General features: G+C 48.7%; 18 protein-coding genes and 1 riboswitch. Of the genes, 3 read left to right on the top strand and 15 right to left on the bottom strand.

What is annotated here, in order from left to right; genetic code table 11:
* Positions 1-88: 88 nt before the first annotated feature.
* From ACQKPA_RS29870 to purT, 10 genes are all read right to left on the bottom strand, one after another.
* A complete protein-coding gene (locus ACQKPA_RS29870) occupies positions 89-928 on the bottom strand; it encodes a sugar phosphate isomerase/epimerase family protein (RefSeq protein WP_427496019.1) in 840 nt (279 codons plus the stop codon).
* Between the two features lie 3 nt (positions 929-931).
* A complete protein-coding gene (locus tag ACQKPA_RS29875) occupies positions 932-2,005 on the bottom strand; it encodes a Gfo/Idh/MocA family oxidoreductase (RefSeq protein WP_427496020.1) in 1,074 nt (357 codons plus the stop codon).
* 633 nt (positions 2,006-2,638) lie between these two features.
* Entirely contained in the window at positions 2,639-3,658 is a 1,020-nt protein-coding gene (gene mglC / locus ACQKPA_RS29880; protein ID WP_427496021.1) for a galactose/methyl galactoside ABC transporter permease MglC, read from the bottom strand.
* Positions 3,636-5,168: a sugar ABC transporter ATP-binding protein gene (locus ACQKPA_RS29885; protein ID WP_427496036.1), complete on the bottom strand. Its 1,533-nt coding sequence runs from the start codon at positions 5,166-5,168 to the stop codon at positions 3,636-3,638. The genes mglC and ACQKPA_RS29885 overlap by 23 nt, the downstream gene beginning before the upstream one ends.
* A 118-nt stretch (positions 5,169-5,286) precedes the next feature.
* The gene (locus ACQKPA_RS29890; RefSeq protein ID WP_427496022.1) at positions 5,287-6,339 is read right to left on the bottom strand and encodes a galactose ABC transporter substrate-binding protein; all 1,053 of its coding nucleotides are present in this window, start codon (positions 6,337-6,339) and stop codon (positions 5,287-5,289) included.
* A gap of 173 nt (positions 6,340-6,512) precedes the next feature.
* Entirely contained in the window at positions 6,513-7,505 is a 993-nt protein-coding gene (locus ACQKPA_RS29895; protein WP_427496023.1) for a substrate-binding domain-containing protein, read from the bottom strand.
* 1 nt (position 7,506) lies between these two features.
* On the bottom strand, positions 7,507-9,336 hold the full coding sequence (locus ACQKPA_RS29900; protein WP_427496024.1) for a cache domain-containing sensor histidine kinase: 1,830 nt from the start codon (positions 9,334-9,336) through the stop codon (positions 7,507-7,509).
* 5 nt (positions 9,337-9,341) lie between these two features.
* Complete coding sequence (locus ACQKPA_RS29905; protein ID WP_427496025.1) at positions 9,342-10,976, bottom strand: response regulator; 1,635 nt, start codon at positions 10,974-10,976, stop codon at positions 9,342-9,344.
* Between the two features lie 197 nt (positions 10,977-11,173).
* Complete coding sequence (locus tag ACQKPA_RS29910; protein ID WP_427496026.1) at positions 11,174-12,532, bottom strand: MATE family efflux transporter; 1,359 nt, start codon at positions 12,530-12,532, stop codon at positions 11,174-11,176.
* 309 nt (positions 12,533-12,841) lie between these two features.
* A complete protein-coding gene (gene purT, locus ACQKPA_RS29915) occupies positions 12,842-14,002 on the bottom strand; it encodes a phosphoribosylglycinamide formyltransferase 2 (RefSeq protein WP_427496027.1) in 1,161 nt (386 codons plus the stop codon).
* A gap of 96 nt (positions 14,003-14,098) precedes the next feature.
* Positions 14,099-14,179: riboswitch (ZMP/ZTP riboswitch) on the bottom strand.
* A gap of 253 nt (positions 14,180-14,432) precedes the next feature.
* Here purT and ACQKPA_RS29920 point away from each other — a divergent pair.
* Positions 14,433-15,881 (top strand): ATP-binding protein, encoded by a 1,449-nt coding sequence (locus ACQKPA_RS29920; protein ID WP_427496028.1) that lies wholly within the window; start codon positions 14,433-14,435, stop codon positions 15,879-15,881.
* A gap of 26 nt (positions 15,882-15,907) precedes the next feature.
* A complete protein-coding gene (locus ACQKPA_RS29925; protein WP_427496029.1) occupies positions 15,908-16,177 on the top strand; it encodes a hypothetical protein in 270 nt (89 codons plus the stop codon).
* A gap of 30 nt (positions 16,178-16,207) precedes the next feature.
* Here the strand turns inward: ACQKPA_RS29925 and ACQKPA_RS29930 are convergent, their stop codons facing one another.
* From ACQKPA_RS29930 to ACQKPA_RS29945, 4 genes are all read right to left on the bottom strand, one after another.
* Positions 16,208-16,840 carry a YdcF family protein gene (locus ACQKPA_RS29930; protein WP_427496030.1) on the bottom strand — a complete coding sequence of 211 codons (633 nt, stop codon included), beginning with the start codon at positions 16,838-16,840 and terminating at the stop codon, positions 16,208-16,210.
* Between the two features lie 326 nt (positions 16,841-17,166).
* Entirely contained in the window at positions 17,167-17,688 is a 522-nt protein-coding gene (locus tag ACQKPA_RS29935; protein WP_427496031.1) for a GNAT family N-acetyltransferase, read from the bottom strand.
* Positions 17,689-17,876: 188 nt separating this feature from the next.
* Complete coding sequence (locus ACQKPA_RS29940) at positions 17,877-18,347, bottom strand: DinB family protein (protein WP_427496032.1); 471 nt, start codon at positions 18,345-18,347, stop codon at positions 17,877-17,879.
* Positions 18,348-18,475: 128 nt separating this feature from the next.
* Entirely contained in the window at positions 18,476-19,390 is a 915-nt protein-coding gene (locus ACQKPA_RS29945; RefSeq protein WP_427496033.1) for a LysR family transcriptional regulator, read from the bottom strand.
* 329 nt (positions 19,391-19,719) lie between these two features.
* On the opposite strand from ACQKPA_RS29945, the gene ACQKPA_RS29950 reads away from it, so the two are divergent.
* Positions 19,720-20,928: a peptidase gene (locus tag ACQKPA_RS29950; protein ID WP_427496034.1), complete on the top strand. Its 1,209-nt coding sequence runs from the start codon at positions 19,720-19,722 to the stop codon at positions 20,926-20,928.
* Between the two features lie 113 nt (positions 20,929-21,041).
* Here ACQKPA_RS29950 and ACQKPA_RS29955 read toward each other — a convergent pair whose 3' ends face one another.
* Positions 21,042-21,761 carry a YebC/PmpR family DNA-binding transcriptional regulator gene (locus tag ACQKPA_RS29955; protein ID WP_076321809.1) on the bottom strand — a complete coding sequence of 240 codons (720 nt, stop codon included), beginning with the start codon at positions 21,759-21,761 and terminating at the stop codon, positions 21,042-21,044.
* Positions 21,762-22,045: the final 284 nt, after the last annotated feature.

Consider the following 22,045-nt stretch of genomic DNA (forward strand, 5'->3'; position numbering starts at 1 on the left):
GTAACCGAAACTTGTGAAGATTCAATGAGGATGAACCAAGAAGCCCATAACATTCATAGTTGCTGCTGTCATTACGTTGAAATTCGTGTCATAACATGGCCGCAGTGATTTTGGACTTCAGATAAGAGACGCTTTGCGGCACCTGACGTTCATGCAGGCCATGAAGAATCAGCGGGCCCTTGAAATGATAAGTGTGCAGCAATTTTATGTAAGCTTTATAATCCAGTTCACCGGTTCCTGCAGCCGTATAATGGAGTCCGTCTACGGTAGAATAATCCTTGGCATGCGCAATAATGACATGTTCGCTGAGCAGTGACAATGCTTGATCGATAACTTCTGCCAGAGGCCTCCTCTCAGTCGGACTGAACAAATTCGCTGCATCCAGAACGACCTTTAACCGGGAAGAATCCATCGTATCGAGCAGCCGTCTGGCTTTGACGGCATCGCTGATTACATTGGCAGGCTCAGGTTCAATAGCCAGTTCCAGCTCGAACTCCTCTGCGATATTCACTAATTCACGCATGGTCGTAAGCAGGTCATCCCACGCTTCCGGTGATTTGTTGTCCGGATGTGCCCTCCACATATTGTCCTTATCCCTTGTGCCGGTACACAGGGTAATGACCGACGTTCCCATCGAATGGCACATGGCTGCCAAGTGGCAAAATCGGCGGATGTCACCCCGCAATCTCTCACGGTCCGGGTGAATCATATTGAAGGTTCCGGATACGGCGGCTATATGCAGATGCCGTTTCTCACATTCTTCTCTTATATACACCGCGGTTTCCAGATCGATCTCGTGCGGCAGTGATGGGAGACCCAAGCAGGAAAGATTAAATTGGATCACACTCAGTCCGGTTGCTTTCACTGCGTCCAAATTCCCCTCCAATGTCGGCCTCTCAAACGTCTTGGAGAAGATGCCCAGTCTCATGTTTCATACACCTCCCGTTACGTCAGCCAGCCTCACCGTATCTCCGCTTTCCACCGATCGTGCAATTGCCGCCATGGCACGCATAGCAGCCACTCCATCCTCCAGATTGGCTCCTCGCATGGGTGCCTGCTCCAAAATCGTATCCGCGAAGCCTTCAACCTGCAGCTTGAAGAAATGGGCATCTTCGCCAAGCGGTCGATGATAACAACCATCCCGTGCCGAGAATACCTCGACGTCGCTGGACTTAAAAAGCCAAGGATTATAAGTCTTGCCAATCACGCTTCCGTGTTCGCCGTAGATCTGAAAACCCTCATGCCAGTCCATCCGCACGGCAACCGTTAGATCCAGATGTCCTACAGCGCCCGAGGCATACTGCACCGTGACAAACCAGTTATACGCTCCGAACTTTTGCGTGTTCCAGGCTGTAACGCTATCTATCTCTCCACCTAAAAAGCGAGCCGTATCCACCAGATGACTGCCATGCGTCAGCATGTAATAACGCAGCTTATCCAGCTTCGGATTACCCTCCGGCCTTAAAGCATTCAGACTAAGCTGCACCATGGGCTGCACGTTCTCGGTGACCGTATACCGGTAGGTTGAGTCGCAGTACCATGCTTTCAGCGCCAGCATCTCACCCATTTCTTGATCAATAAACTGCTTGGCATATGCGATGCCCGGGTCAAAGCGTTTCATATTTCCGATTTGGACAACACAACCGGAATCCCTTGCTTCCCCCAGCAATTCCTCACACTCTTCGACGGTGACGCCAAGAGGCTTCTCCACTAGAACATGTTTCTCTGCTGCAATGGCTTTAAGGGCAGCTTCCACATGAAATTGATCCGCGATGCCAATGATAACAGCCTCCACCTCGGGATCGGCCAGCATCTTGTCATAATCATTGTAGGTTTTTACTGGCTGGTGGATTTCGGCCATGCGGTTCAGCAAATCCTCCGCGACATCGCATATCGCGTATAGCCTGGCATTGCGCGCTCTCCGGCAAGCCTCGAAATGTCCGTACTGCGATATGGGGCCGCAGCCCAGCACGGCTACATTCAATGTCGTTCTTTTCACGGCCATGACAGCACCTCCTGTAGTTGATGATTATAAGAAAAACGTCTACCGACGTACTTTCTCAGAAGACAGACCGCGGTTAGAGGAAGTTTTTCTTGCGATATCAGGAAGGCCCGTGCTTCGAAGTCTATACTTTCTGATATCTAAAGAAAAACGTCTATCGACGTACTTTCTCAGAAGACAGACCGCGGTTAGAGGAAGTTTTTCTTGCGATATCAGGAAGGCCCGTGCTTCGAAGTTTATACTTTCTGATATCTAAAGAAAAACGTCTATCGACGTACTTTCTCAGAAGACAGACCGCGGTTATAGGATGTTTTTCTTGCGATATCAGGAAGGCCCGTGCTTCGAAGTTTATACTTTCTGATATCTAAAGAAAAACGTCTACCGACGTACTTTCTCAGAAGTCAGACCGCGGTTATAGGATGTTTTTCTTGCGATATCAGGAAGGCCCGTGCTTCGAAGTTTATACTTTCTGATATCTAAAGAAAAACGCCTATCGACGTACTTTCTCAGAAGACAGACCGCGGTTATAGGATGTTTTTCTTGCGATTATTGAATTGTTCAGCTCCGCTGAAAACTAATAAATTCTATAATCTATTACAAAAGCCGCAGGATATATTCCAGCGGCTACTTTTCCTTTTATTTTTTTGCCATGTATTTGCGAATATCAAATGCGACCGCTGCTACAATAATAAGCCCTTTAATAATCAATTGCCAGTATGGGCTGACACCGATAAAGGTTAATCCGTAATTGATGACGCCGAAGATAAGAACCCCGGCCATCACGCCCGGTACTGTGCCGATGCCTCCTGCAGTGGATACTCCTCCAACCACGCATGCGGCAATTGCATCCAGTTCATACATATTGCCGTAGTTATTCGTCGCGCCGCCGGTTCTCGCAGCCTCCAGTACGCCGGCGATGCCGTACAACGCACCGGAAATAGCGTAGATCGCTATGAGATTACGGGCTACATTGATCCCCGATACATGCGCCGCTTGCACGTTGCCGCCGATCGCATACATATTTTTGCCGAGCCGGGTCTTGTTGAATATGACCCAGCAGATAAGTGCAACGAAGACGGCGATAATGACGATGTAAGGGAGAGAATATCCACCGCCGAAGTCGATGTAGCCGCTGCCCCATACGGTAAAGTCCGGTCTTAAGCCGCCAATCGGCTGGGATTGGTTCGGCTCCATATCAAAATAGATCGAGTTGACGCCGTAAATGCCGACCATCGTACCGAGCGTCGCTATGAATGGCGGCACATGTAATTTAGCTACAATGAAACCATTGATGAACCCAACGATAAGCCCCGCTAATATACCGATAAGGATCGGCAATACTACCGATACTTGGGGCAGGTCCGGGAAGAAGCGATTTGCGTATACATCCGTTTGCAGCATGGAAGCCGATACGACCGCCGTTAATCCGACAACGCGTCCTGCGGAGAGGTCAACCCCTCCGGTGATCAGAATAAATGCCGCGCCCAGCGCGATAATTAATCGGGTGGAGGATTGCTGCAAAATATCCCGCAGCGTGGAGAAGGCCAGAAAGTTTGGGTCTGCGACGGCAATCCCGATAACAAGCAATATCAAAACAACGAATATGGCGCGCTGCGCCAAATAATCCTTTACCTTACCGATGGTTTGCGTATTCATCGACTTCCCCTCCCGAATCGGCTGACCGCTGCTGTGCGGCAAGCCGCATGATTTCCTCTTCGCTTGCTTCCGGCCCTGCCAGAATTCCCATCAACCGCCCTTCACTCATCACCATGATTCGGTCGGACATTCCGAGCAGCTCGGGCATTTCGGAGGAAATCATAATAATGCTCTTTCCTTGCTTGGCTAGATGCGTAATGATGGAATAAATCTCGAACTTGGCGCCGACATCAATGCCACGAGTCGGCTCATCCAGCAGAAGGATCTCAGGCTCGGTCAGAAGCCATCTTGCCAGCAGCACCTTCTGCTGGTTCCCGCCCGACAGATTTCGTATCTGGGTATGGACTGAAGGCGTTTTAGTTCTAAGCTGCTCCACGTTCATTCGCGCATCCTGGATTCCTCTGCGTTCATTTAACAGAAACGCCCAATTCTGATACCTGCGAAGATTGGCAATGACGGTATTCTCATAGACCGAGAGCACCGGGAATATGCCGGTAACTCTGCGCTCTTCCGTCAGCAGCGCCATGTTATTTTTCTTGGCGTCCGATGGTGATTTGATCTTTACCGGCTTCCCATTGATCAATATAGTTCCGGAAGCCACCGGACGAAGTCCGAATATTGCTTCAACCAATTCCGTTCGCTGTGCGCCGACAAGGCCGCCAATGCCCAATATCTCTCCCCGTCTTAGCTCGAAGGATACATTTTGAAACGATTTTGGATTCGTGGAGCTTAAATGGTGGACCTGCATCCGGGTTTCGCCGGGAACGTTCGCCCGTTCCGGATAGCGCTCCGTCAAATCCCGTCCCACCATGCGGGTGATAATCAAATCGGTTGTCAGCTCACCGGCTTGCCAAGTCCCCACATATTTACCATCGCGCATAATCGTCACGTCATCGGATATGCGCAGGATTTCTTCCATTTTGTGCGAAATGTAGACGATCGACACCCCTTGCGAACGCAGCCTGTTCATGATGCTGAACAGATGCTCCACTTCATTCCCGGTGAGCGATGAGGTCGGTTCGTCCATTACAATCACTTTGGAGTGATAAGACACAGCTTTGACAATCTCAAGCGATTGGATCTTGGACACAGACAGCGCTCCTGTTCTTGCCCTGGGATCAATATCGATATCGAGCTCGCGGAACAGGCGGAGCGTATCTTCTGCCATCTGTTTCTCGTTCACGAATTTCAAAGGCCAGAACCCCGTCATCGGAAATCTTCCCAGCCATATATTCTCCATCACGTTGCGGTGCGGCACAGGATGAAGCTCCTGATGAATCATGGATATTCCGTGATTCAATGCGTCCCTGGAGCTGTTGATGGTTACCTTGCTGCCGTTTAAGTAAATGTCGCCTTCATCAGGCTTGTAGATGCCGAATAAACATTTCATCAGCGTTGATTTACCTGCCCCGTTCTCGCCCATGAGCGCATGCACGGTTCCGGGTCTTACCTTGAACGTTACGTCGCTTAATGCCTGAACGCCTGGAAACGCCTTCGATATATTCCGCATCTCCAGCACATACGATTCCGCCACCTTGAATGCCTCCTTCCGCAGGCCGGGTCGAAAAGAGCCGAATATAAAGGGACAACGCTACGAATAGCTGCTGCCCCTTCCCATAAGCCTGCTATTATTTCGCGTCGGCGATATTGTCCTTCGTTATTTTTTTGTAAGCGATCCATACGTATTTGCCGTCGGTAATATCAAATCCGGTGTTGTCCTTGTTCGGCGTTTCTCCTTTGGATAGCGCTGCGGCAATCGCAACGGAAGCTTTGCCCTGGCTCTTGGCATCATTAAGCACGGTGCCAAGAAGCGTGCCGTCTTCCAGCGCTTGAATGGCCGGAGCTGTCGCATCTACGCCCACGACCGGCATATACTTGTCGCCGCTGAAGTAACCCGCCGCTTTCAATGCTTCAATGGCACCGAGCGCCATATCATCATTGTTGGCCAGAACCGCTTCAATCTTGTCGCCATGGGATGCAAGGAAGGCTTGCATCTTTTCTTGTCCCTTCACGCGGTCCCACATGGCGGTATCCACCGCAAGCGCTTCGACTTCGATCCCGGCATCTTGAATCGCCTGCACGGAGAATTTGGTCCTCAGCTCAGCATCCTGATGCCCCGGCTCACCCTGCAGCAATACATACTGCAGCTTGCCATCCCCGTTCTTGTCCGCCTTCGGATTGGCCTTCCAATAATCGACGATAAGCTGACCCGAAATCGTTCCGGATTCCTCCGCTTTTGCCCCTACGTAATACACCTTATCCCACTTGTTCATGTCTTCCGCGATCGGTTCCCGGTTCAAGAATACCACTGGCGTATTCGCAGTTTTTGCCTTATCGATAATGACGCCGGCGGCCGTCCGATCCACCGGGTTGATGATCATGGAGCTGTATTTCTTCGAAATAAACAGATCGATTTTCTCATTTTGGGTTGGCTGCGCATTTTGGCTATCCACGATATCCAGTTTTGCTACTCCATTCGCTGCATCGGACATCGCATTTCGAACGCCCGTCATGAACGTGTCGTCGAACTTGTAAATTGCCACCCCGACTTGAGGTGTGCTGCCGCCTGCCGCTTCATCTTGCTTGCTTTCGCTGCCGGTTGAACTGCTCCCGCCGTTATTGCATGCCGCCGTGGTCAGCATCATGCCGGCTATAATGATTAACAGCCATTTTTTCTTCACCTGGGTTGACCTCCCTGTATCATTCGAATTTTCAGTGACGGGTACGGCGATTTATATTGCCATATCTCACTGTCTACCGCCATTATGCCGCAATGCTCCTGACATTCGAATTCAAAATCCTCATGCTTTCTAGCAAAATTCTCATCACTTTGCCTCTAAGCATCGCGGCTACTTTACTTCACAAATGGAAACAGGACCTTCTGATTATCCATCCAGAACATGTTGTCCGCATCAATCACCTTGGTCTCGATCACAATCGGCTTGTCATATTTCGAACCTTCCAATACCTTCACAGCCTGTTCTACTCCCAGATATCCCGTGCTGAACCCGTTCTGTACAATGAGTTTGTGAAGGATGCCCTCCTGCAGAAGCTGAAGCTGCTCCAAGTCACTTCCGAAGGTGACAATCTTGATCTTCCCCTGAACGTTCCGTCTTGCGACTTCTTTTGCCGCTCCCAAGGAGGCCTGAATATCGAGTGCCAGAATCCCGTTAACCGATTCCCGGTCCAGCAGCTGCTTGGCCGCCTGCCAGCATGCATCTTCACGTTTGCCGCATGCTGCCCCGTCCGCTATCTGAATCCCGCTATTTCCCGACAATACGCTTTTGGCTCCCTCTTCGCGGGCAATGAGGTCGGGATCCTCCCTGTCGGATCGAAGTATGGCAACAACTCCCCGATTGCCAAGTAAGTCGGCCAGCTGTTCACCCGCCTTGCGTCCGGCCGCCTCATTATGGACTGCAATGGCGGACAGGACACCTGTGGTCATTCGCTCATCATTCAAAGTTATGATGGGGACTTCAGCTGCTGATGCCTGATCACCTAATTTCAACAGAACGGCTTCGGATGCCGGATCGATCAGAATCGCGGAGGAACCTTTCTCGAGCACCTTCAATGCAGCTTGCAGCTGCTCCGCTTCATCGTCACTAGGCTCCAGCGGGATATAATCAAGCACCATTCCGTATTCCTTGGCAGCCGCCTCGGCGCCTAATCGGATGGCATCCCCCTGCTCTTCGGCGTGTATGGGAGCCACGAGTGCAATGTGCCGGAGTTTGGGCTCATTCTCATCTATGGTTGCGCCTGATGAACACGATGTTAAGAAGATCAAGGATAGAATGAGTACAACAAAACGGCCCATCTGTACAACCGGTATCCATAACACACGATGCATGCTAATCATTCTCCCGCTCCTCTCCTGGCTCGTGAATAACCGGTATCCGTATGCGAACGGTAGTACCCTCTTCTAGCTCGCTCTCATATTCCAGACCGTAACGATGCCCATAATACAATTGGATGCGGTCATGAACATTTCGAACGGCCACGCCCGAGCCTGCCGTATTGATAAATGGAGCCGGATGTTGTCGCAGCGCTTCAACCTCTAATATCCTTTCAAGCATCCCGGGAGACATTCCGACTCCATTGTCCCTAACCGTCATCTCCAATAAATCGCCTTTTATAGCAGCCGTTATGTGAATATGTCCTTGATCCACCATATATTCAATGCCATGTACGATGGCATTCTCGATTAAGGGCTGAAGCACCAGCTTTAGCGTGCAGCAGGACTGCGCCGCTTCATCCGCTTCGATCATAAAATCGAATTTCTGTTTAAATCTCATCTGTTGGATGGTCAAATAATGCCTTGCATGCTCCAACTCCTCACGGACGCTTATGGAGGTCTTCCCTTTGCTCAAGCTCAAACGAAACAGCTTTGACAAGGAAGTTATCATCGTAATGACTTCCTCCTTCTTGCTCATGCCCACCATGCGGACAACCGAATTCAAGGTGTTATATAAAAAATGCGGGTTGATTTGAGCCTGCAAGGCTTCCAGCTCGTATCTACGCTTCGATTCCTGCTCTTTCACAATCTGTTTCATGAGCTGCCTGATCTTATCCAGCATCAGATTGAACCGGCTGGACAGCTGTACCACTTCCAGTGGTCCCTGCATCGGGAGCTCCACGTTAAAATCGCCACGTTCCACCGCCTTCATCGTTTTGCCCATCCTGCGGATGGGGCGGGTCAGCATAGCCGAGAGAATCAGGGAAACTACGATGGCAAGCACCAGAACCATCGCCACGACCTGAACCAGATAACGATTGACCTCTTCTCTTGTGGTCATGATTTCATCCAAATAGGAAACCCCAACGATTTTCCATCCTATATTAACGACTGATTTCACCGTGTTCAGCCGCTTGACTCCGTCCGATTCATCAATGTAGCTGTCAGAGGAAGTAAGTGCCCGCTCTACGCTCTCATTCCGAAGCCCCATGTAAATTAATTGCTGCTGGGGATGATACACGATGTTTCCCGCTCCTTCATCGATGATGTACGCATACCCCCGCTTACCCAAGCTAATGCGGCTGCTTAGCTCATCGATTTTCTTGAAGTTGATATCCACCAGCAGAATGACATATGTTGGCTCCCCGTTATGAACAACCGTAATTCCTTTGCTCATCGTGACAACCCATTTAAATGTATGGTCGTACAAATTCTGCACATGCGGCAGTGAGAAGCTCAGATGGTTGGAGACTCTCATGGCCGAGTGAAACCAGCTTTGTTCCGTCACCCGCGCGCTGGGCTTAACCGGCATAGCCGGATGGTTCCTCAGCATATCGCCCTGTTCATTAAATAATGCAATGGAGACGATGTCATCCCGACTTCGCATGATGGTGTTCAGCTGTTGAGTAACCTGCTCATCGTCCCATTGCCCGTCCGCGAGCATGTTTTCCTCAATGGCCCGATACAGCTGTGCCATCCCGTCCACATAATCCTCGAGATTATAGCTTACTTGATCCACGATTTGCTGGGCATTCAGAAACACGCTTTGCTCCGCCGATCGCGAGAATTTATTGAACAACAGAACGGCTACCACGATCACGATAAGCAAAATAAATGCCGAGAAGGACCACATGATGATCGATTGAATGCTGTGTGCGCGAAATCGCCTAATCCATTGCTGAATGGTTGGTTTGATCGAGTTCCGCTTGGCATACGCGATTTTCACCAGATCTACCCCCTCGCTTGTGTCCGGTATTCCTTGGGTGAGTTGCCGACCAACTTCTTGAAGCAGAAGCTGAAATAATTCGGATCGGCAAATCCGACACGCTCCGCGATTTCGAAAGCTTTAAGATCCGATGATCGAAGAAGCTCCTTAGCCGTTTCCATCCGAAGCTGCATCAAATACTGCACGTAGGTCATTTTGACTTCTCTTTTAAACACAACGCTAAAATAGCCTGTACTAATATGAAGCTGCATGCACAGCTTCTGCAAAGATAACTCCGAATCAACGTAATGCTCCCGTGTATATTGGAGTGCCTTCTCCACAATATCTTTGTACGCATGCTGCCTGGAGCTGGCGATATGCTTGCGTATAGTCAAACTAACATCCAGAAGCCAAGCTTTAACCTCCTGCAATCCGGAAAACTTGAAGATCTCCGCATGCAGCTGAAATCCTGTGCCGAACAACGCCTCGATCTCAATCCCGGATTCTTTGGCCGATCGCAATACGGCCGTTACAACCTCCAGAAGGTATACCTGAACGTCCTGAATGGTACATGAGGCGCCAATGAGTTCATCCAATATGTGCGAAATGGCTTCATTCAATTCCTCTTCGGTTCCGAGCTTTAGACTGCGGATCAGCGCTTGCTCCTTTAATTCATCCAGACGAACCCCCTCAGGTCTCGGACGCTCGACATCATCGATGAAGATGACTTTCTCGGCACCAAGAATCAACCGGTAGTCGAGCGCCAGCAGCGCACCCTGATAGGAAAGCTTAAGGTCTGACAGATTCCCCACCTGTGAGCCCACGCCAATCGTAACCGGCAGCTTCAAATAATGAAGAATGCTTTTTAATAAGCGCTCAAGCGTCATCTGCAGCTCGCTAAACCACGCTTCGTCCTCCCTCTCATCATTCGCAATCAGCAGCACAATGCTGTCCTGATATATGAATGCGCTTACAAGAGATAAGGGATCCAGAAGCTCCTTGGCAATGTTCAGCATGGCATGCAGCATTAAATCCAAGTCTCCAGAATGGCGTAGGGAGGCTGTGGAGGTTTGCTCCTTATCAACTGAAGCGGGATATAATGCCATAACCGCAGCCAGGTAACAACCTCCATTCAAAGATAATTCGTAATTTCGAATCTTCTCCTCAATATTCGAGCGGGGCAATTTCCGGGTGAGCAGCGACGCAAGAAACGATTCCCGAAGCAAAGGCAGGCTTGTCCGGTAATGCTCCTTCAATTGGCGCACGTCCTCACGCTCCGCCACCTCCATATCGATTTTGTCCTTGATCTTGTCTAATAACTCCATGAAGCTTTCGGCAGAGAACGGCTTGAGCAAATACTCATCCACGCTGAGCGTAATCGCTTGGCGGGCGTAATCAAATTCGTCATAGCCGGTCAAAATCACGATTTTGCACAGCGGCTGATGCTCCCTTAGCCATGAGGCCAGCTGCAGTCCATCCTGAAAGGGCATACTGATATCGGTAATGACAACATCCGGCTCCAATCGCTCCGCAAGCTCCACGGCCTCTCTCCCGTTCTCCGCCGTTCCCTCGATCGTGAATCCGCAGGCTCCCCACTGGATTTCCTGCACGAGTCCCTCTCTTACGTCGGCTTCATCGTCCACTAACAGCACTTTATACAAGGCAACCCCTCCTGTTCTAATCTGTCAAATTAGTTAAAAGAATCTAATGTGATCTTACCGCGGCCCATCCAAATTGGGAATGCATCATGTTCACGCTGTTTGAGGCAAAAAAAAGAACGAATGCATGGCTCTTGAACAACAGAGTGATTTCTGTTCGTTAAGTCATGATTCGTTCTGAACTCGATTGTATAAAATCCTTACGCCTGAACCGGTATGGAGACGGGATTTGCAGGCTTACTTAACCTTTTAATGCTCAGGTAGTAGGCAATGCCGAGCGGGATGACGGCTCCGAGCCAAGCCAGCGGGTTCGCCAGGCTTGCGCCGAGGAATCCGATTTGCGCGGTCAGGAAGATGGCAGCCAATACCCGCATGATCAGTTCCATGATGCCGGCTACGGTTGGGATAAAGCTCTGTCCCAGTCCCTGCAGCGTGAAGCGGTAGATGAACAACAGCGACAGAAGCAAATAGGTGCTTCCGTTCGATAAGAAATACAGCCTGCTAAGGGACAGCAATTCTTCCTGTCCTTGACCGACAAAGAGGCTGACGGCTGCAGGACCCGCGAATATAACCAGCAACCCCACGGCGATGCTGAATGATCCCGAGACCCATATACATTGTTTAACTCCAAGCTTGATTCGGTCTATGCGATTCGCACCGAAGTTCTGGGCCGCAAAAGTCGCCATCGTAATGCCAAAGGAACTCATGGGCTGCGTAGCGAGCATGTCAATCTTCTGAGCCGCAGTATATGCGGCTACGGCTGTTGCCCCAAGACCGTTAAGCGTAATCTGAAGAATGATGGCACCGATTGCAATGATGGAGGCTTGGAAGCCCATCGGGAAACCGACCCACATATGCCGGCGTATAAATGTCCAATCGATGGACCAATCAGCATTCTTGAACTGCAGAAGCGGAACCTTTTTATGAATGTATAACAAGCAGAGCAGGCAGGAGAACAGCTGCGATACCACCGTGGCAAGCCCTGCTCCGGCTACTCCCATCTTGAATACAAGAATAAATAACAGATCGAGTACGATATTCAGAATGCTTGCGACCACCAAGAATAGAAGCGGCGTCCGGCTGTCCCCAAGCGCTCTGAGCAAGTTCGCCAGCAGGTTGAACAGGACGGCTGCGCCAACACCCCAATTAATGACGATTAAATACGAATAAGCATCATCCAAGATTTCTGCCGGCGTGTTCATCATGACGAGGACAGGTCTCGTGAATATGACACTAACAATGGTCAGAAAAACTGTGAATACAAGGCTAATCCATATACTCGTTCCCACGCTTTTGCGAACGCCCGCGATATCCTTGGCGCCAAAACGCTGCGCCGTTATGATGGATAAACCTGCCGTCAAGCCTTGGGCAAAGCCAATGACAAAAAACAAAATACTGCCCGTCGAGCCAACGGCCGCAAGTGCGTTCACACCAATGGTGCGCCCCACAATCAGGGTATCCGCCATATTATAAAATTGTTGAAAAATATTTCCGATCAAAAGCGGGATCGTAAACATGATGATCAGCTTGATCGGACTTCCTTGCGTCATGTCTCTCATGTAGATTCTCCTATGCCGTCATAAACGTTCCTCTATATATTTATTGATAATATAATGCTATAAACTGTGCCTATAGAGCAGCACCTTGAGAACATTATAATGGGTGAGGGTCGTTTGTATTCTTGTGTATCTTATCATGAAAGAACATAAATTTCTGCATATTTATCATCAAAACCATAACGAAAACAAACCATGAGAATCAGAAAAATTCATCTCCGAATCTAATCCGCGAAATAACTTCAATAAAAAAGATCAACCGGTAATCGGTTGACCTTTTTGGAATCACCACCCTAAGAAATCGGGGAATGATTATGCTTCTTCAACAGCAAGCTTATCCAAAGCCTGCTTCGCACGCGAACGTGCTTCCTCCACTGCGCCGGCGGTTGACAACGCAACTGCGACTCGTCTTCCGACCTTGGTGACCGGTTTCCCAAAAATACGCAGCTGCGTATTTGGAACAGCCAATGCCTGCTCGGCACCGGTAATTGTGTAGTTCTCCAGCTCTCGCGCCGCTTTCAGCGGACGGCTGGCTCCCGGCGTTATCAATTCGATCTCCGGGATCGGAAACCCAAGAATGGCACGGACGTGAAGCGCGAATTCAGATAAATTTTGCGTGACCAGCGTAACCAAGCCGGTATCATGCGGTCGCGGAGACACCTCGCTAAAATACACTTTATCCGCAGCCAGGAACAATTCCACACCAAACAATCCATAACCGCCAAGTTCGTCGGTAATCGTCCTTGCAATATATTTAGCTTCTTCCATTTGCTCTTCGGACATGTTGTGCGGCTGCCAGGATTCGATATAGTCCCCGCTCTCCTGAATATGTCCGATTGGCGCACAGAAGCTTGTTCCATTGACAGAGCGAACAGTCAGAAGCGTGATCTCCGACTGGAACGTAATGAATTCCTCAATGATCACTCTGCCGTTCTGCACGCGGCCGCCTTCCATGGCGATGTTCCAGCAGGACTCGATATCCCCTTCGGAACGGCATACACTCTGGCCTTTGCCCGAGGAACTCATCAGAGGTTTAATCACGCACGGAAAGCCCATGTCCAGGACAGCTTGTTTAAATTCCTCATAAGTATCGGCAAATCGATAGCCCGCAGTAGGCAGCCCCAACCCCTCGGAAGCTAACCGGCGAATCCCTTCACGATCCATCGTCAGCTTCGCAGCTCTGGCCGTAGGAATAACCCGGTACCCCTCTTCCTCCAGCTTAACTAGCTCCGAAGTAGCAAGAGCCTCGATTTCAGGTACGATCAGGTCCGGCTTCTCCTGCTCAATGATTGCGCGTAATTTTTCCCCATCCAGCATATCGATGACATGGCTGTGATCGGCAACATGCATGGCAGGAGCATCGGCATAACGATCGACGGCTACGGTTTCAACACCCAGTCTCTGCGCCTCAATCACGACTTCTTTTCCCAGTTCTCCCGATCCTAGCAGCAATATTTTCTTCGTTTTTAACATCGTTGTCGTATCCCCTTTTCGTAGTTTCAGAGATTTATAGAAGCAGAAAATAATAATAATAATAATAATAAAGAGGTAAGGGAAATAAGCTTCCCTTACCTCTGCCCAGGCGTACGGCCGTCGTCACCTATGTGCTCCCTCATGGTCCCCCATGCTACGCCAGTCACACATAAACCTATACATTGTTATATAAATCATACTGAATCTTCCCGTTAATTGCAATATCACCGTAAGGCCACATTAGAATTTAGACTTCAGCATATCGATTGCATCCTTCAACGATTGTGAAAGCCACTTCTTGGGGTGGATTTATCGCCAAAACGAGAAGTTTCGTTAAAGATCTATCGCTTTAAAGGATTGATGAATGATATGGACCAACATATAATATGGATAAATTCATTCCTGTCAGAAATTTGAAAGGAGACTTGCAGTGCTGCCTTACTCCAACTCTAATCCTGATTTTGCCTTTGAACAAGCCGTATTCGGAATGGCAATGATATCGCTTGATGGTTCGATTCTTAAGGTCAATTCGGCACTAAGTGAACTATTGGGATATTCGCAGCAGGAGTTAACTGCCGGGGCGCCACAAGAAGATAACAGCATCCGCGCCTTATTGAATCAAGTGGTTCGGAACGCGAGTGCTGCACAGGATCATCAGCAATCCATCACCCAGTTTGAATATATTTACCACCATCCATCCGATCGTGAAATATACCTCAGTGTACGTATCAGCGTTAAGCAGGAGCTGAAGCAGAGTCGCGGTGGCTACTTGGTACAGTTTGAAGATCGAACCTTGCTGAGACAACTCATGAAGCAGCTTGAGCTGAAGGAACAGAAGCTGAACGAGAAGGAAAATTCGTTTCTGCAGCTGCTGGAAGGACTTCCACTCTCCGTACTCATAACAAAAAAAAGCATTATCCACTATGTTAATCCTGCGGCGCTCAGACTTGTTAACGCTGCGCATCCCCAAGACGTCTTGGGGATTTCAACAGATGTGATCGTCGACGAATCGTGCCATAACGAGCTTAGCCTGCGAAGGGCAAGGTACACCGAGAGTGGGAATGGAGAGCTCGGAAGCTTCAATTATCTAATACGCTGTCTGGACGGACAAAAGAAGATGGTCGCCGGGTTCACGTTAATCATCAATTATGAAGGCGAGAAAGCGGCGGTCGGGATTTTCAAAGACATCACAGAGCAGCTGATGGAAGAGAATCGTGTGATGCAATCCGAGAAGCTGACCACCGCCGGCCAGTTGGCCGCCGGCATTGCCCATGAAATTCGAAATCCCTTAACTTCGATTAACGGATTCGTAAAATTGCTGCGATCTGCGGAACGCAGCAACGAGCTCTATTTTGAAATCATTGAATCGGAACTCAAACGCATCGAGCTCATAGTCAATGAACTCCTGGTGCTCTCGAAACCGCAGAGCGTTCATGTCAGCGGACCCATCGACGTGTCTGCCATTATGGAACAGATCATTACGCTTATGAAGGTTCAAGCAGCCCTCAAAAATATCGAGATCATCCCTCATTATCCGATGGCACCCGTCTTCGTCCAGGGTGAAGTAAACCAGCTCAAGCAAGTGTTCATCAATCTGCTGAAAAACGCAATGGAAGCGATGAATCAAGGCGGAACCATTACCCTGGACATTTTGCACAACGCTCAAGAGGTTCAAATCATCGTGCAGGACGAAGGGATTGGAATGACGCAGGAGCAAATCCAATCCCTGGGACAGCCCTTTGTTACGACCAAAGACACCGGGACGGGACTCGGACTGATGATTACCAAGAACATTATTCATAATCATGGCGGTACGATGAACGTCGAGAGCATACCCGATCATGGGACAACCTTTACGATCCATTTACCGGCTTTATAACGCATACATATAACGGAGGAAAAGGCATGGACAATCAGGAACCAAAAACACATAAACAATTTGCGATGGACTGCTTCAATCAAGTATGGGACATCTTGGAGAACATTGTCGGATCATCGGTAAGCCTCGAGCCATTCTATATAGGTTACGGGTATGAAGCGGAAGCCCGAGCCTATCTGCTCCTGGGAAACAAGGAGCAAGCTCTCTTGTCCAAAGAAAAAGCGACAAGGTATCTTGATAAGGTAACCGATAAGGAGAGTCATCAGATGCTTGCGAACGATCTCAAGAATCTGTAATAGGACACGGCCTTCCTCTGCGCGGATCCTTTATCGGAATGGTGCAGCCAGTTGATAACCGATGTAATAAAAGACTTCTCTGATTAAAAAAGGAACTTTGCTTCTCAGGCTCTGATATGCACTCCGGGCTGCGGGTGAAGGATTGGCTTCCAATCCCATATCTTGAGCCATCATCATCGCCCGCTTCATATGCAGCGGGTCACTTACAATGAGGTAAGAGGACAACCCTGCTGAATCTCCTACCTTATTGGCAAAGTGCAGATTCTGCTCGGTGATCGTTGAAGCCGTCTCGACAAGGATGTCACTCTCTGGAATATCGTGCTCGATGGCATACTGCCTGGCAACTTCCGATTCGGCAAGTTCATCCTCCGAACTGCGTCCCCCTGTAAATATCAGCTTGTCTACGTACTGCCGGTCATACAGCCATAGTGCATGATCGATGCGTCCCTGAAAAACAGGCGATGGCTCCCCTTCCCATACAGCAGCCCCCAGCACTATGGCGGCATCAGACGGGATATTTGCTGTTCTTTGCGCATAATTCCATATGGTGATGCCCACATATAGCGTATAAATTAGGAGGATTCCAATGAATCCCGCCAACACATGAATCATGGTACGCTTTCTTCTGCCCCGAGCTTCCCTTGCCGGCATATTTCGTGTCATGCTGCACCCCCAGCGCCAAATCTTAAATCTACCTTCAGTATCCATTCTATCATGTTCAGCAAAAAAGCCTGCTGCTCCCTTATTGAGAGCGTCAGGCTTACTTTGCTGTTAACCACCGTTATTCATTCTGGCTCTACCGATGATAACATGAATTCGAATCTACCGTTTAATCCGCATCATATCCGTGAACTTTAACATGGAGTGAGTGGATCCTGTTCCGTCATTGCTTATCAACTTCCCTTATTCACAGATTTTATAACAAATAAGCCCAATGCATCTCATTGTTATAAGAGATACATTGGGCACAGCATATTATAACAACAGAACTATGAAATTGTACGCCATTCAGACTTCAGCATCGCATAGTAATACTCATCCCACCAAATATCGCCACGAGGAATACACTGTTGAAAATAGCCTTCTCTCCTCATGCCCAGCTTCTCCATCACTCGATACGAAGGTGTATTCTCAGGCTGACATGTCGCAATGATCCGATGCAACCCCAATACCTCGAAACCGTGCTGAAGCAAAGCTCTGGCAGCTTCCGTGGCATACCCCCTACGGTGATAGGTCGAATTAAACACCCAGCCGATTTCATAGGTATGCTGGCCGAACCATGGATGAAACACTACGTGTCCAATCACTCGTTGTTCCTTTTGCAGGCAGACGGCATAATGATGAGCTTTATCGCCCTTGTTCTGAGCAAGAAATTGTTTTACTGTTTCTTCCGTATGCACGGGCTCAGGCATGTAATGCATCACCACCGGATCGGATGTATATTGCAGAACATCCTGCCAATCTTCTGGTTCAAACTCGCGAATTATTAATCTTTCCGTTACGATATCCATTTGCCCGACTCCTCTTCAAGTTGTATTCAAGTGTCCTCTTCATACCGCACACTTCAATACAGGGGCAAATGCGATTCGCCGTATATACAAATCTTTCTTAATTACGCCGGGTCACCCTCTTTCACTTTACCAGCCTTCTCGGATATATATTCGCCATAAAGTATTAGACTCCTGCATAATATGTCAAATTACTGGATATTTTGGCTGAGTATCGATTTCATCTTATCAAAATGCATGCCTTCATGATACAAGCAAAAGCTTAAGAATTCTTCAACCCGGGTTAACTTTAAACCTTTGGAGGTTGTATAAGGGGAGAAGACCGTATCGTGCAAATGCGCGTTGTACCTGTGTTCGATTCGATGGACCTGACCCTCAAGCAGTTCGACAAGCTCGTGCATGGATGGCCACGCTTCGCTAATCTCCTTTGGTTTAGAACCCGATCGGAACAGCTGGGTATATTCAACGGGAAGGGTCATGGTTTCTCCATTCACGCCGAACGCAAACCTTTCCGTTATGAATAAAACATGTCCCATATTCCATTTCACGTGGTTATTCATTCCACTCGGAATCAACTCCGCTATCTCATCCGGGAGATCCCTAACGAGATTCAACGTTTGTGCACGCACAAATTCCAAATGTTCAAACAGGTATGCTCTCATGCAGCCCACTCCTTCTCATTTTTATCCAGCGTCCGCTTTAACCGAGTGTACTCCAAATGCGGATAAAGAAATAATACTGTTTTCACCCCGTTTCATAAAAAAATGGATCAATCAAGGGCAAGCCTTCATCATCCATGGATATACTGGTTTTTTTCGCGGATATCCGCTTGAATATAGGAAATAAACGAATGGACTTGCGCAGGTCTCGCTTCTTGTCTCTTGGTGCATACCCGAATAGGGTGCGGGAAAGTTACGCCTGACACTTTAACCTTGCCAAGTTCGCCCGAAGCCAGTTCTTTCTTGATAGAAAGAGCAGGAACCAAAGCAGCCCCGTATCCCGCTTTTACCGCTTCAATGGATTCCTTCAACCCCTCTATCGTTATGGAACGGCGAGGTTCGCGTGCATCCGATGACTCAATCAACGACCATAACTGTTTTCGCGTGTAACTTCCTTCTTCCCTCAGCACAAAGGGTTCCTCCATAAGCTCAAGGAAAGTTACTTCTTTACCGGCTAGTCGATGAAGGGCAGGCATAGCAAAAATTAATTCATCCTCCATAATTGTATAGGTCTCGATATCTTCCGCTTCAATGGGCCAGTTGCCGCATACGATGGAGATATGCACCGAATCGTCCTGTAACCGCTGCAGCGCGGTTCGGGAATTTCCTTTCAGCAGTTGCACATCCATCCTTGGATGCTCCTGCTTATACCCAACCAGCCATCCGGGCAGCAAAGCGCTCTCGGGCAGCTCCGTGGCGCATATTCGCAAACTTCCCTGCTGACCGGACTTGATGGCCTCCATCATCTCTTCCATCTCGGCTTCCATCGCAAATAACCGCTGGGAATGCCTGGCCAACGCTATACCTGCTTCAGTCAATTGAATATTGCGTCCGTTCGCCTCAATCAATTTCATGCCAAGCTCCCGCTCCAGATTGCGGATTTGGGCCGTAACGGCTGGTTGACTTAACAGCAGATTGCCGGCCGATCTCGTAATGCTTCCCGTCTTGGAGACATCATTAAAAATGCGTAGTGCATGAAGATTCATAGGTCATCCCTCGATTCTTGAACTATTCACCTGGTCAATCTGTTGCAATCAGTTAGATCGTTTATATCCTAAATGAAGCTCATTTGTAAACTGCTGAATCGAATTTATGACACATTGAGAGATGTGCATCGAATATAAGGACTCTGACTTCTTGATGATTGAGTTCGCAATCAGCCTGATGATCCGTCTTCATGATTATTCATGGTGCTGCAACCTTTTATCATTTCTCCCGTCTATAGTGGTGCAGCAAGTACATTTTACCAATTCATGATACGACTTAGCTGGAATCCTAGCGTTCTAGGATAATCTACATTTGGAGGATACCTACCATGAAAAAAATCTACAAAGTACTAGCAACCGCTACGGTTCTCGCGTTGGCGGCACTGCCAATAGCAGCGAATGCACAGGCCGTCCCTCCTGCTACAGCCCATACGGGACAAGGCAACATCACGAACCAGGTGAAGAAGATCGTTCCTGGAACGATGGGTTACATAACGGATTTCGTCAATGACAAAACAGGCACATGGATTACCGTAACCGGCCGCGGCTTGGCAGCAACCGATCAACAAGAAATCAAGCTCTCGATATCCAAAGATACTAAAATCATGGATGCCAAAGGCAACCAAGTCCAGCTCCAAACGATCGTGGATAAAAACAAAGCGATAAAAGCTTTCTATAGCCCAAACATAACGAAGAGCCTACCCGCTCAAGGTTCGGCTCTTACGATCATTGTACAGGATAACGACCTCGCCGGTATTGATGGAACCATTTCGGAAGTAACCAAACAAGGCATTCTGGTGGAAGGAACCAATCTGTACAACGACAGCGAAGAGACCATTCTGCTTCATCTGGACCCAAAAGCAAAAATCATCGATCAAAACGGCTGCGCACTGAAAGCAAGCGACCTGGAAGCCGGCATGAGCATTCGCGCTTTCTATGGACCTTACATGGCTTTAAGCATGCCGCCTCAATCCTCAACGAATTATATACGGGTCAACGCGAATGCCGAGAATAACGATCAGGAGCAAGCAGCCGGCATTGACGGCATCCTTACAGAAATGAAGGATGGAAGAATTAGCGTTTCCGGTAAACCAGCTAAAGCAGGTGACCTCGAATACGTCGTGCTCGCTGTTGATGGCGACACAAAGATTGTAGATGCCGGGGGCAAATCGTTAACGACTGAAGCCTTAAAATCAGGTCTGCGAATCGATGCTGAATACGTGTCCGTGATTTACCCTGCCCTGCCGCATGCAGATAAGATCGTCGTCTCCGACACCTCAGCGCCCAAAGTCGAAGGCACGATAACTACATCTGAACGCACGTCAAAGGATCAACTGTATATCAATGTAGGTTCAGATCAATCCACCGACAACGACATCATCATCAACATCTCCAAGGATACTCAAGTGATTGGATTGAATCCCGACGAGAAGCTGGAACCCGGCATGAAAATCGTGGTCTTCCACTCCCCTATCATGACCATGTCCATTCCAGCAATCACTTCCGCTGAAGTGATTATGGTTCAAGCCGACAACTAAGCTGTTGTTCTGCCTGCTTACCGCAGCTAAAATAAATCACAAAAAAACACCATTGTACTCAGGATTCCTGAATACAATGGTGTTTTATGATGTAAGATATTAATCGTTACGAACTATTCCTCAAATTCCACGTTGTGATACACCTGCTGAACATCCTCGAGGTCTTCCAATGCATCGATCAGCTTCTCAAACTGTACCTGTCCTTCTTCCGGTAAGGTCACAAAATTCTGAGCCAGCATGGTAAGCTCGGCAACGGTAAATTCCGTAATACCAGCGGCTTTGAATGCTTCCTGAACTGCATGGAACTGGTCGGGTTCAGCATAGACGATCACTGCTTCTTCCTCTTCCAGGATGTCACGGACATCCAGGTCAGCCTCGAGCAGCAGATCCATGACTTCCTCAGCCGACTTACCTTCGACGCCGATTACTGCGGTTGGATCAAACATATAAGACACTGAACCGCTGACGCCCATGTTGCCGCCGTTCTTATTAAAGGCAGAACGTACGGCAGGCGCCGTACGATTGACGTTGTTGGTTAAAGCGTCAACAATGATCATCGAACCGTTCGGACCAAAACCTTCATAGCGAAGCTCTTCATAATTCTCATCCCCGCTGCCCTTGGCTTTATCCAAAGCACGGTCAATAATGGCTTTCGGCACATTGTATGTTTTGGCGCGCTCAAGAACAACCTTTAGCGCACGGTTGGACTCGGGATCGGGCTCGCCTTTTTTGGCAGCAACATAGATTTCCACACCGAATTTCGCGTAGACGCGACTTGTATTCGCATCCTTGGATGCTTTCTTTTCCTTAATATTATTCCATTTACGGCCCATACGTTTCCGCTCTCTTTCATCATTGAATCTGTAGCCGGTATTCAATAAATACCCCTGTCCATTATATCTCTATTAAGTCCCTCGAACAAGGTTAAGCGCGTAGATCTGAAAAATAGACACATCCCCGTAATCATCAATCAGTGCTTTTCACCGACAAGTAAGATCACCTTTCCCCTGCCATGACCCGTTTCAATCATGACCACCCGTCCAACGGGTGGTTTGCTCTTGGGGTATAACCCCCTGTTGCCAAACTGCGCCTAAAGACGCTAGCCTGACCACAAATC

It is taken from the genome of Paenibacillus sp. NPDC093718 (assembly GCF_050279985.1).
Lineage (GTDB): Bacteria > Bacillota > Bacilli > Paenibacillales > Paenibacillaceae > Paenibacillus_AQ.